This is a genomic window from Sorangium sp. So ce1014 (genome assembly GCF_051521505.1).
In the GTDB taxonomy this organism is placed as follows: Bacteria; Myxococcota_A; Polyangia; order Polyangiales; family Polyangiaceae; genus Sorangium.
Map to the genome: position 1 here is coordinate 11,492,237 of NZ_CP150356.1, position 12,781 is coordinate 11,505,017.

Sequence of the window (12,781 nt, forward strand, 5' to 3'; positions counted from 1 at the left end):
AGATGGTTGGATGGTCACGTGGCGGCGCCCTTTCCCGTGGCCCGCGCTGCGCTGCCGGCGCCATGGATCCGCGTGGGCGCGGGGCCCCGGCGGCGCCACAGGTGTTGCAGGGTGTGGCAACAGGTGTTGCACCCGAGGCCCCGGAGGGAACGACCTCAACGACGATCCCTTCGAGTTCACCCGTCCCCGCGTCCTCAATAACCCCAGGGCAAGATGGGCTATTACAGCGTCATGGTCGCCGCGCGGTGGGGCGGCGATCCCGGATTCCAGGGCGCGGATTGCCCCCTCCCGCTTGCCGCTACTCGACCGCCGCGGCGAGCCGGCGCATCTGCGCCACGGCCGGCACCGGCTCGTCCGCCGCGGACCACGCGTCGAGCACCCGCCGGGCGAGCGCGCGCGCTTCGGCCCGCGCTCCGCGCCGCGCCGCGCGGAGGGCGGCGCGCGCCGTCGCGAGGCTCGCCCCGTTCAGCCGCTCCGCGCCGCCCGCCACGGCGGCCTCGATCCGCTCGACGAGCTCTGCCTCGCCCGTCCGCTCGAACGCCGCGACCATCGCGTCGGCGAGCACCTCGGCGAAGGGCCCCGGGTCGCGCAGCAAGGGGCGAAAGGCCCGCGCGGCGCCGGCGAGATCGCCCTCCGCGTAGCGCTCGGCGCCCGCCACGAACGCGTCCGTGCCCGGCAGGAGCCCCCCCAGGAACCTCGACCGGAGCGCCCGGAAGCGCGCGAAGCAGCGGCGCGACACGGGCCTCGTGGCGCGCGCGCACAGGGCCGGGATGCGCAGCGGGACGGCGATGTGCGTCCCGTCGAGCGGCGGCGGATCCGGGTCGATGAACCGCGCGACGGCGAGGTCGGCGATCTCGCCCGCGCGCCCCAGGACGAGGCCGATCTCCAGCGCGCGCCACGCGATCTCGAGCCGCTGCCCGCGCACCCAGCCGGCGTCCTCCGGGGAGATGTCCATCGCGCGCTTCGCCCTCTCCATCGCGGCGCCGAAGCGGGCCGCGCTCGCCTCCATGCGCACGAGCAGGAGCTCGCTCTCCACCCGGTGCGTCGGGTAGCCGCCCGCGGCGAGCGCGAGCGCCATCCCGCGCACCTCCTCCCGCTCGCCGCTCGCGAGCAGCCTGTCGGCGAGCACGTCGGCCACATAGGTGTCGAGCGGCGAGAGCGCGTACGCGCGCCGCGCGAACGCGAGGCCGCGCGCGGCGTCGCGCGGCGCGACCGCCTCCATCAGCCAGCTGTACGCGTCCCAGGGCGCCCAGGCCTGCATGGCGCGCAGCGAGCTCTCCTCGCTGGGCGTCCCGCGCGAGACGGTGACGAGCTGCACCCACGGCGCGCAGAACTCCCCGATCGGGTTCTTCGGCTCGGCCTGCACCGCGAGCAGCGCCATCTCGGCGGCCCGGCCCGGATCGAACGACTGGAGCAGGCATGACGCGCTCGCGGCGAGCGTCGAGCGCCCCCACGAGGTGGGCTGCTGCTCGTACAGGCGCGCGAGCTCCGCGGCCGCCTCGGGCTGGTCGGCGTGGTGGACCATCTGTTTCACGCGCGCCCGCGCCGCGACCGCGCCCGGCGAGCCGTCGCCCCCCGCTGGCAGCACCACCTCGGGGGCGGGGAGGCCGAGCGTGTAGGCGCAGCGGTACCGTTCCCCCTGCGCCATCTCCGGGGCGATCCCGGCGCGCGTGTCGAGCCGCCGGCACTCCTCGGCGAGCTCGCCGGCGTTGTGGATCATCGCCATCGACAGATCGAGCAGCGCGAGCGCGCCGTCGACGTCGCGCGCCCCGGAGAAATCGGCCACCTCGCTCTCCAGGCGCGATGCCCTGGGGAGCGCCCTCGAGCGCTCCATCGCGGACATGGCCTCGCGGACGGCCACCACCAGCGCCCGTCCGGCGCCGTCCGCCCGGGAGAGCTCTGCGCCGCCTGCGCCGCGCAACGTCAACGCGACGCGGAAGCCCGACGCCTCCTTCGCGACCTGCCCGTCGATGTAGGCCGCGGCGCGGCTCCGCGCGGCCGCGAGTGTCCTCGGGCGCGCCTCGGGCGACGCGTACGGGTCCACGGGATACTTGTCCGTGGGCTGGCGGGGCAGCGACAAGAGCTCCGCCGGCGTCAGCGTCCGCGCGGTGCTGCCGCCGAGCAGCACCCGCGCGCGCTCGCAGAACGTCGCCGCCGCGGCCGCCCCGAGCCAGCCCGAGGGCTCCTCGACGCCGGAGGCGTCGAGGACGGGACACGCGAGCACCGCGGCCGGCGGATCGAGCGGCGAGGCCGCGCGCGTCGAGGCCGGCAGGCCGCCCTGCGGCGGCCACAGGCGCGGCGAGAGGAGCGCGCCGAGCCCGGCGATCGCCGCGGCGCCGCCGAGGCCGATGAGCCAGCGCGCGGCGCGACGACGCGCCGGCGCCGTGCTGGGCGCGCCCGGCGGCGGCCGCGCGGGCACCTCGTCCGGCGTGACGCGAGCGCGCGCCGCGGGCGCCATGGACGCGAGCGCCATGGAGCCGAGCGGATCCGGGGGGGAAATGAGGGTCGTGTCGCCGACGGCGTCGACGCGGGGGAACGTGGTCGAATCCTCCGTCCTCGTGGAGGCGGCCATCTCCTGCTCCTCGCGACGTGGCGCCAGCTCGGTAGGTGCGCCGGCCAGCTCTGGCACGCCGGCCAGCTCTGGCACGCCGGCCGGCTCCGGCGGGACCGCCGGCGCGAAGCCGGCGACCCCCAGCGCCTCGGCCAGCGCCGCCACGGCGGCGCCGGCGCTCGGGAACCGCTGCTCCGGCGCCACGGCCACCGCGCGGGCGAACCACGCGTCGAACCCGGGAGGCAGCGCGATCCCGCGGCGCCGAGCGCGCGCCGTCGCCGGCTCCGCGGGACCGCCGACCGCGACCAGGGCGAAGGCGACGATGTCCTCGCCGCGCCGCTCGTCCTCCCAGTAGGCCCCCCCGGCGAGCAGCGCGAACGCGATCATCCCGAGCGCATACACGTCAGCCGTGGCGGTGACCTGGCAGCCGCGGAACTGCTCGGGCGCCATGTACATCGGCGTCCCTGCCACGCTCGTCGGCTCGTGGCTGGCGCCTTCCTTCACCACCTTCGCGATGCCGAAGTCGAGGATCTTGAGCCGTGGCGCCTCGCCGTCCCTGCGCTCCAGGAACAGGTTGCTCGGCTTGAGGTCGCGGTGGACGATGCCGAGCCGATGCATCTTGTCGAGCCCGGCGGCCGCCTGGCTCAGGCAGGTGAGCACCTCGCCCGGCGCCATCGACCCGGAGCGCCCCGATCGCTCGGCCAGCGTCTCGCCCCGGAGCAGCTCCATCACGAGGAAGGGCGTCGCGGTCGCGTCGTCGACGCCCGCGTCCACGACGTCGACGAGGAACGGGCTGTCGACCTTGCCCGCGACCTTCGCCTCCAGCTTGAACCGCTCGCGGAGATCGGTCCGCTCCAGGGTGTGGGGGTGCATCACCTTGAGCGCCCGGCGGCGATCCGTCTCCGTGTCGATGACCTCGTACACGGCGCCCATCGCGCCCACGCCGAGCACGCGGACGATCCGGTACCGGCGCGCGAAGGTTGCTTCGACGCTCAGGGCGCCCGCTGTTGCACCGCCGAGGCGCGCCTCAGCGTCGGAACGCGTCGGGATCGAGCCCATACCGCTTGATCCAGCGCTGGATCTGCATCCTCGCCTTGCCCATCGCGCGCGCGACCGAGGCGATGTTCCCCCGGTGCTCGCGGAGGAGCGCCACCAGCGCGTCGCGCCTCGCCTCGTCGTCGCCCAGGCCCACCGCCCCGGCCTCGCCGCCCGCGCGCTGGATCGCGGCCGGCAGGTGCTCGAGATCGATCGTGCCGCCGCCATGCGCGAGCACGACCGCGGACGTCAGGCACTGATCCAGCTCTCGCACGTTGCCAGGCCAGCGGTACATCAGCAGCGCCCGCGCCGCACGCGGGTGGATCTGGAGGCGGTCGGCGAGGGCCGGCTCCATGCGCCCGAGGAGCGCGCCGGCGATCAGGCCGAGGTCCTCCCGGCGGGACCGGAGCGCGGGCAGCTCGACCGTGTGCCCGGCGAGCCTCGCGTAGAGATCCGCGCGGAACTCGCCGGAGGCGACCATGCCCTCGAGGGGGCGGTGCGTCGCCGCGACGACGCGCACGTCCACGGGTACGGCGCGCGTGCCGCCGACCGGGCGCACCTCTCGCTCCTGCAGCACCCGCAGGAGCGCCGCCTGCGCCGGCCCGGGCAGGTCGCCGATCTCGTCGAGGAAGAGCGTCCCGCGGTCGGCGCCGCGGACGAGGCCGGGGCGATCGTCGATCGCGCCGGAGAACGCTCCCTTCCGGTGGCCGAAGAGCTCTCCCTCGACGAGATCGCGGGGGAGGGCGCCGCAGTTGACGGCGACGAGCTCCCCGGACCGCCCGGAGAGCGCGTGGACCGCGCGCGCCATGACCTCCTTGCCGGTGCCGGTCTCTCCCTGGAGCAGGATCGAGAGCGCCGAGCGCGACACCAGGGCGAGCCGCTCGAACAGCGCGACGACCTCGGGCAAGACCGAGATGAGCCCCGGGGCGGGGGCCGTCGCGGGCGAAGCCGCGGTGACCGGCGCGTCGCCGTGCTCGGAGGCGAGCGCTTCCCGGAAGATGAAGAACGTGCGCCCGAGCTCGACAAGGTCGCCGTCGACGAGCACGGCGGACGACTGCGGCGCCCCGTTGACGAAGCTGCCGTTCTTCGAGCCGCTGTCCTCGAGGGTCCAGCGGCCGAGGATCCGGATCACGCGCGCGTGCCTGGAGGACAGCCAGGGGTCGTCGAGGCGGATATCGACCCACCGCGCGCTCGTATCCGCCGCGGCGGTGATGCTCCGCGCCGGGCCGCGGCCGACGCGCACCTCATCGATCGCCTCCAGGGAGACGCGCGCCGGAGCGCTGAACGGCCGATGGCTCTCGAGGACGAGGAAGAGGCAGGGGCCGCGCCCTGGACAGCGAGGCTCCTGCGGCCCGCCGCTCGCGGACAGGGTGCTGCTGTCGAGGCGGCCCGGCACTGCTCCGTGATTACAGGGCCGAACCACGGTGGTCAATACCTCCACCGGAGCGCTGGTGAGGCGGCTTCTGGTGCTGCGTCGCCCAGGTTTCCGAGCCATCGCCGGATCGTCGTCCTGGGGTGCTTGCGGCTCGCGCTGGCGCCGATGGAGCGGCGCGCGGGGCGGGCCCTCGCGGCGGTCTCGCCCGCGGCCCGAGCTGCGCTGCAGGCACTCTGGATTAGGCCTGCGGGAAGTCGTTGAAGAATCACCGCGCGGTCACTCAGGAATCGAGGGCAGCGCCTCGCCGTCGCAGGCCAGGTGGGCCACGGTAGTCACATTGCCCTCGGCGGGATCACCGAGCAGGGTCACGAAGAATCCGCCGTTCCAGCGGTGCGTCTCCGGGGTCCTGGATACCCAGCGTGGCGGCGCAAGCGGCGATCGCGAGTGTGCTATTGACGATGCGATTCATGGAACTCTCCTTGTGAGGGATCACGGTCTCTCCGGCGCCCTCCCTCGGATCGAGCGCCGGCGCGTCATCCCAAAGCAAGCCCGATGTCAGCTCGTCAGAGTGCCTGTCTGCCCGGCGAGGAGGCGGAAGCTCGAGGCGTCACGCGAGCCGCGTGCGCTGGCGCAGGAGCCCGGCCGAGACGAATCAGGGCGGGGACGCGGCCGCATCGCCGCTGACGGGTCCGCGGCGCTTTCGCGTCGTCGCGCCGCCGGTGGTCAGCGAATCGCGGTCAGAACACGACCTTGAGGTGCCCGCCCACCGTCGTGAGCACCAGCGTGTACCTCCCGTTGCCGAGGTCGTAGTCGGACTCGGTCACCGTGCGCGGCAGGATGCCCTGCACGCGGACGTCGCCCGAGAGCGAGACGCGATCGCTCAGCGTGAGGACGCCGCCGATGTCGCCGATCAGCCGGTGGTTGTCGGGCGAGGCCACGTCGATCGTGCTGTCCGGCGAGGCCGGCGACTGATAGCCGACCGACGCAGTCGCCAGGAGCGCCTCGCTCAGCCGGTACTTGGCGCCGACCTCCAGCCACATCGTGTCGTTCCACCGGCGGGGCAAGGTCACGGTGACGCTATCGGCGATCCCGAGCTTCGGCTGGGCGAGATCCGGCGAGGAGGCCTTGACCACGAACGCCTCGATGTCCGAATAGAGCACGTACGACAGGAGGCCATCGACGCTGAGCTTGTCGTTTACCCGGTAGCCGACGCCCGCGGTGAGCCGCTTGGGGAGCGTGAACGAGAGCTCCGCGTCGCCCTCGACGAGGGGCTTGTAGCGCAGGCCCTGCTCGGCCAGGTCCTGCGTGAAGAACGGGTGGTTCATGTCGATGGCGAACTTGCCCTTGTACCGCATCGCGGCGCTGTGCTGGTACGTCAGGCCGAAGCGCAGGTCCTTGTTCGGGTTGAAGGCGAGCCCGACGTGGAAGGAGGCGCCGTGCGATAACGCCTGCTTGAGCGCGATGGGGCGCGCGAGGACGTCGAGCTCGCGCAGCTCGGACGGCGTCGTCGGGCCGAAGTCGTTGTCCTGCTTGAGATAGGCGAGGCCGTCGCGGAACTCCTTCAGGCTGGCGAAGTCCTGCACCTTCGAGAGCTCGGCCAGGCCGCCGACGTACGACACGCCGGCGCCGAGCGAGAGCTGGTCGGTCACCCGGAGCCCGGCGGCCACCGTGAGCGAGCTCGCGACGATGAACGCCTGCTGGAGCTGCCAGCGCTGCGCGCCGTTCGGGAAGCTGAGCGCCGCGGCATAAGGGACGTACAGGCCGACGCCCACCGTGAGGCGCTTCGGGAGGACCGGGATCGCCAGGAAGGCGTTGCCCGTCGGCGCGACAGGCGTCGTCGAGACCACCTCGGCCGCGCCGGCCTTGCCGGGGGCGACGTTCGCCGGATCGAGCGGGAGCTTGAACTGGAGGGTGTCCGGCGTCTGGTACGCGCCGCGCCGCTCGCGCTTGTAGGTGGCGTGGCCGACGATGAGCCCCGCGCCGAGGAGGAGCTCCGGCCGCTCGACGCCCGCGAGGGCAGCCGGGTTCCAGTAGACGGCGGCGGCGTCGGACGTCGTCGGGCCCGAGACGCCGCTCGTCACCCACGGCGCGTCGATGCCCGAGGCGCGCGCGTCGTCCGCTGTCCCGCAGACGAGGCCTGTCGCGAGCGCCAGCGCGGCGAGCGCACGTCCTGGCCATTCACGCGCACGGGCACGGGCGCGGGGCCGCGGGGTCGGCAGAGCTCCTGTCATGACACGGGTCCTCACGGTGGGGGGGCCGATCACTGGATCCGGGTGAGGGTGAGTGAGAGGCGATGGGCGCTCGGCTTGTCGCCGATCTTGATCTCGTAGCGGCGCCCCTCGTCGTCCGCGAAATACAGCGTATCTCCTGGCTGGACCTCCACCTTCTCGTGGAGCGCATCGCCGTCGATCTCCTCGATCGTCGACACCTTCTTCGCGAGCGCGGCGTCGGCGAAGAAGCCCGGGCTCTCGTACGCGTAGTCGCGCACGCGCGCGCCCTCGGCGTCCTTGCGGATGTCGTCGGGCGCGACGAAGTAGAGGTAATCCCGCTGGCCGGCGACGCCGCTCTCGGTGCTCGGCTGGTAGAGGTAGAAGTCCGCGTCGCCGGCGGCGTTGTCGTTGAGCTCGATCGCCATCTCCTTGAGGACCGCCGGATCCTTCGCGAGGTTCTCCTTGATGCTCGCGACGAGATCCTCGGTCTTCACGCCGACCGGGACGTCGCGGAGGGTCACCTCGAGGTCGGCCTCCCCCTCGTCGAGCCCGCCGTCGTGTAGCCGCGCCTGGGCCACCTCGAGGAGGATGTCCCAGAAGTAGGAAGGCGAGGGCGGCGGCTCCTCGAGGACGATGCTGTCGTCGACGCTGATCTCGGTCCATCCGGTGTCGTCGACGCAGACCTTCACCGGCTGGAAGTCGCTCGTGGAGGTGCCCTGGGGCCCGTAGCTTGCGCAGTGGTCCTCGATCCGCGCTGCCCTGAGCTCGCCGGCGCGGGCGAGGATGTGCTCGAACTCCCAGAGCGGCTGCTCCCACACGGGCGAATCGCCGCGCGGCGCGGGCTCCCGGCTCGTGCCGCCCGGCAGGTACGTCGCGCTCTCGGGGATGGCCAGGGTCAGCTCGCCGATGCTGAGGTTTCTGGCCAGGTTGTCGAGCACGAGCCAGTCCGGCTCGCTGAAATCGAACAGGGTGTCTATCTGGCCAGGCGTGCTGTTGACGCTGGCGACGCCGGCCCTCGTCGCGTCGACTCCCTTGTACGGGAGGGCGTTGACGTCGACCCGGACCGTCATCGTGAAGTCGTCGAGGGCCGCCTTCACCCCGGAGGCGGCCTTGATGAAGCCGGGGTGCATCTTCGGGCTGTCGGGGTCTTCGGGGTCCGGATCGAGCGGCGCCGGGCCGAACTGCTCGGCGAGGCCGGCGAAGTCGGTGACCACGTCGTAGAGCGTGACGGGGATGGAGTGGGGCGCGACGGGGTAGACGCCGTCCGGGTGCTCGTCGTTCGGCGGTCCTCTGCGGCGCTGGGTGTTCGGGTGGGTGCTGACGAGGTTCTCCAGGACGGCCTGCGCGGTGATCTGGACGGGGATGAGCCGCTCGTTGCCGGCCGCGCCCACGAGGTCCGAGAGGATCTTCGACGTCGGGAGCCCGACGGCGTTGCCGACGCCGAGCAGGCCCTCGAGGCTCGTGCCGCGGAGATCGGCGTTCTCGGGCGTCATGTTCAGGAGACCGACGAGGTTCCGCGACGCGGGCGGGAGCGCGGCGATCTCGGCGGGGGGCATGTACATGACCTTGAGCAGCGCGTTCTCGATGAGGGCCGCGATGTCGAGATCGAGCAGCCATATCCCCTCGAGCGTGGGCCGCGGGATGGCCTTGAGCTCGTCGAGCGTCAGCGTCTTGGCGAAGCCCCTCGCGTCGAACCGCAGGAACTCGAGCGTGAGGGCGCGGCTCTCGTTCACGCCGAGCGCCGATGGGGGCGGCGGCTGCTCCACGGTGACGGCGTCGACGCAGCCGGGCAGCGCGCAGGCGAGGACGGCGGCGGCCAGGGGGCCGAGCCGGGAGAGCCGGGCGGGCCGGCGGCGGACGGGGGCGGCGGGGCGGATGCTGTCTCGCGCTTCCATGATCAGAGCCTCTCCACGTCGGCGGTGATCTCCACCGGATCGTCGCTGTCGGGCACGTGGAAGCGGACCTCGTAGACGGCGCCCTCGTCGTCCTGCGTGTACAGCGTGGTCTCGCCCGGCGGCAGCCTGTATTTCTCGTGCGCTGTGTCGGCGAGGCCCTCGAGCTCCTTCTTCGAGACCTTGCTCGCCTCGTCGAGGTCCGGGCTCGTGAAGAAGCCGGGCCTCTCGTACGTGTAGGCGCGCGGGGCCTCCGCGCTTTGATCCGGAGGCCGGAGGTCGCCCTCGGCCACGAAGAAGAGGGTCGGCGCGCCGCCCGGCGCGCCGCGGTCGTAGAAGAAGTCGAGCGCGTCGTTGTTGACCCAGTACCTGCCGAGGATGATCTCGGCGATCTCTTTCGCCTGGCTCTGCAGCGTCGGGCGGAGGTCGGCGAGGATCTGCTCGCCGGTGAGGCCGATGCTGACGCCGTGGAGCGCGTAGACCGGCTGGGCGGCGCCCTCGGCGATCTCGGGGGCGCCATCGCCGGTCGGGTCGTGGATGGCGACCTGCGCAACATCGGTGAGGAGCTCCCAGAAGAACTGCGGCTCCGGTATGTCGGGCGGCGGGTTGGGCGGAAAGACGATGTTGCCCAGGAAGACGGACCAGCCGAGCGGCTCGCCCTCCTGGCCGATGTTCACGCCCAGCTGGCACGCCCCGCTCGCCCGGAAATAACACCCCGAGAAGGGCACGCGGGTGCCGTACGTGAGGTATCCGGCCGTGGCAACGATGGATTCGAGCAAATAGGGGGGAACTGACCAGACGGAATCGGTGCCGACCGGGCTGTCCGGAGAGTTGGTCTTGCAGTCCGGGGTGCCGGTGCAAGATCGTATGGCGTCGGGGAGCTCGCGGAGCGCGATCCGCATGTCCACGATCGGTGCCTGTGCGATGCCGGTGATCTGGAGCTTCTCCGGATCGTTGAAATCGAACCGGAGCGGCGCGTCGCCCACGCGAACAAACATGTCACCGCCCCCCCTCGAGAGATCGACCCCGGAGACCCTGCGCAGGCCCGACTCGGCGACGACGCGCATCAGGAAGTCGGGCTGTAGGACATCGCTCCTGGTGGTGAATGCGTCGTCGTCGGGTACGAGCACGCCCGGATGGTCCCCGGAGGGGCCGAGCTTTTCGGAGAGCGGCTGGAGGTCGAACAGGGCTTCGTAGAGCGTCACGGGCAACCTCACGCCGTCCGCTGCGGGAATGGCCGGGTGCGTACCGAGCAGCTGCTGCTGAAGGGCGCTGATGAGCTTGTCCATCGGTACGAGCGGGGCCGTCCGGTTGCTGCGTGTGGCCGTCGGCTCTGGCTGGACCGTCAGATCGAGGGTGATGCTATCGGCGAGGACGTCGGCGAAGTCGAACGCGAAGGTGCCGGGATTGTCGTCGAAGAACGTGTACAGCCCCTCGAGGGACGTCCCTGTCACATCGGCATTGGCGGGCGTCATGCTGAGCAGGCGCACGAGCGCGAACTCCGGCGACGTCCGCCACGCCGCCCCGAAGCTCTGGCCGAGCGGGGTAAGCGCGCAGTTGTGGCCGGGGCTCTCGCTGTCGTTCTGCCACGAGGTCCCGCACGCGTTCTGGATCTGCTGGAGCGCGTCCTGGAGCAGGCCTGTGGTGTCGACGTTGAGGATCGTGATCTGCTTGGCGCCGTCCTCGCCGAAGACCTGAAGCGCCTTCTGCTTGTCGAGCTCCAGGACGACCGACGGGACCTCCGCGTCGTCGATGCGCAGGCGGAACCGGTTCGGCTCCTCGATGACGGGGCCGCCGCCGGCGCCGCCCTCGCCACCACCACCCCCGCCGCCTGCGGCCCCGCTGCCGCCGCCTCCGCCGCCGCTGCACGCGGCGAGCGCGGCGAGCGCGGCGGGCAGCAAGAGGGGAACACGGCCGCCGAGCGCGGCGCCGCGTCGGGACTGAGCGAGCGGGGAGTGCGTCATGAGGGCTCCTCGTCGAGGGACCTTCTCGAGATCCACAGGAAGAGACGCCCGATGCTACCCAACTTCGACGCGCCGGCGCGACAAAGAGATCGCGCCGCGACGACGCGGAGAGCGCGATCCGCGACGACGCAAAGAACGCCGGGACAAGTGTCGGTGTCCCCCGGTGTCCTTTTGGTTTTCCGTCCCTGCCGGCCGCTCCACGTTCGACGCTACGTGCCCTCGCGATCGCTCTGGGCGTCCGTCGCCGCCACGGATGGCTCGCCCGGCGCGACCGCCTGGACGTCCGTCGCCGCCACAGGCGGCTCGCCCGGCGCCGCCGCCTGGACGTCCGCTGCCGCCACGGACGGCTCATCCGATGCGGCCGTCTGGGCGCTTGCCGCCGCCATGGACGGCTCGTGCGGCGCGTCCGCGGGCGGGGGCCGCATGGACGACGACGGCGCGCCCACGAGCTCGCGCGTCCGGTCGAACAGCGCGCGCAGCTGAGCGAGGCTCGGCTTGCGCTTGCGGGCGGCGATCGCGAGCACCTCCTCGCGGACCGCGGCGTTGATCGGGGTCGCGATGTCGTGTGCGGCGCCGCGCTCGACGACCTCGCCGTTCAGGAAGTCGACAGCGGGCGGGCGGCCGCGCTCGATGGCGGCGAGCATCGACGAGCGCATGCGGCGGTAGCGCGCGCCGACCGCGAGCAGCAGCGCGTGCTTCGCGAACAGGCCCGGCGAGCCCGCCGCGGTGCGCTCGGCGTCCGTGAGCGCGATCCAGTCGAGGTCGATCGTCCCCGCCACCTTCTCGAGGCGCACGCCGGTCGCGCGCGAGACCTGCACGGTCTCGGTCATGATCTCCAGCGCGAGGCGGCGGACGAAGCGGTGCCTGAGGAGCGCGCCGAGGCGATCGCCGCCGACGGTGCCGAGCGACGAGATGGCGCAGTTGATGGCGAGCTTCGACCAGCGCGCGCCGGCGAGGTTGTCGGTGACGGTCGTCGCGCCGATCGCCTCGAGGATCCGCGCGAGCTCGTGGAGGCGCGCGTCGCCCGCGCCGTCGAGCCGGCCGAGGACGAAGCCGCCGCTCGAGGTGCGGTCGTACACGCCGGGCTCCACCATCGAGGCGCCCCACGCGACGATGCCCCCGAAGGTGCGCTCCGGGCCGGCGATGCGGGCGACGCGCTCCTCGCAGAGGCCGTTCTGGAGGCAGATCATCGCGCCCGCCGGGGCGAGGTGCGCGACAACGCTGCGCGCCGCCTCCTCGACCTGCGGCGGCTGCGTCGCGAGGAGGACGTAGTCGAAGGGGCGGGTGTCCGGGCCGAGCTCGCGCACCGCGCGGCCGCGGACCGTGCCCGGGCTCGCCTCGCCGCGCACCCGGAAGCCAGCGGCGTTGATGGCGTCCGCGATGAGGGGGTTCGTCGTGAAGGCGGTGACGTCGTGGCCCTGCTCGTAGAGATGCGCGGCGACGATGCCGCCGATCCCGCCGCAGCCGACGACGAGCAGGCGGGGAGCAGAGGAAGCGCGGGCAGCGGGCGAGCTCGGCGCAAGCTCGCCGGGTGAATCGATGAAGCTCATGAGAGATCCCTTACCACCGCTGCGGCGCGGGCTCGACGGGCTCGAGGGCAGCGGCATGGGGGGACAGTGGGGTTGGACACGCGGGAGAGCGACCGCCGGGGAGGTGGCTCCGCAGGAGAGCGATGACGGGGTGCGTCGATTCGTGCCACCGCTGCGGTATTGACCTTCAAATACCGATCGAGGCCGGCTTCCTCGCTCGCAGCG

Annotated in this window: 6 protein-coding genes; all 6 read right to left on the bottom strand. The window is 72.7% G+C overall.

Translation table 11 applies throughout. The annotated features are described in order from the left end of the window. Positions 1 to 298 precede the first annotated feature (298 nt). Positions 299 to 3,610, bottom strand: a complete 3,312-nt coding sequence (locus WME75_RS43350; protein ID WP_437483600.1) for a protein kinase domain-containing protein — start codon at positions 3,608 to 3,610, stop codon at positions 299 to 301. Then, positions 3,579 to 4,982: a sigma 54-interacting transcriptional regulator gene (locus WME75_RS43355; RefSeq protein WP_437483602.1), complete on the bottom strand. Its 1,404-nt coding sequence runs from the start codon at positions 4,980 to 4,982 to the stop codon at positions 3,579 to 3,581. Before WME75_RS43355 ends, WME75_RS43350 begins: the two co-directional genes overlap by 32 nt. A 716-nt stretch (positions 4,983 to 5,698) precedes the next feature. Then, positions 5,699 to 7,192: an outer membrane protein transport protein gene (locus WME75_RS43360; RefSeq protein WP_437483603.1), complete on the bottom strand. Its 1,494-nt coding sequence runs from the start codon at positions 7,190 to 7,192 to the stop codon at positions 5,699 to 5,701. Between the two features lie 29 nt (positions 7,193 to 7,221). Next, positions 7,222 to 9,066 (bottom strand): acetyltransferase, encoded by a 1,845-nt coding sequence (locus tag WME75_RS43365; protein WP_437483605.1) that lies wholly within the window; start codon positions 9,064 to 9,066, stop codon positions 7,222 to 7,224. 2 nt (positions 9,067 to 9,068) lie between these two features. Continuing rightward, positions 9,069 to 11,027, bottom strand: a complete 1,959-nt coding sequence (locus WME75_RS43370; protein ID WP_437483606.1) for a hypothetical protein — start codon at positions 11,025 to 11,027, stop codon at positions 9,069 to 9,071. 209 nt (positions 11,028 to 11,236) lie between these two features. Continuing rightward, complete coding sequence (locus WME75_RS43375) at positions 11,237 to 12,577, bottom strand: ketopantoate reductase family protein (RefSeq protein WP_437483608.1); 1,341 nt, start codon at positions 12,575 to 12,577, stop codon at positions 11,237 to 11,239. Positions 12,578 to 12,781 lie beyond the last annotated feature (204 nt).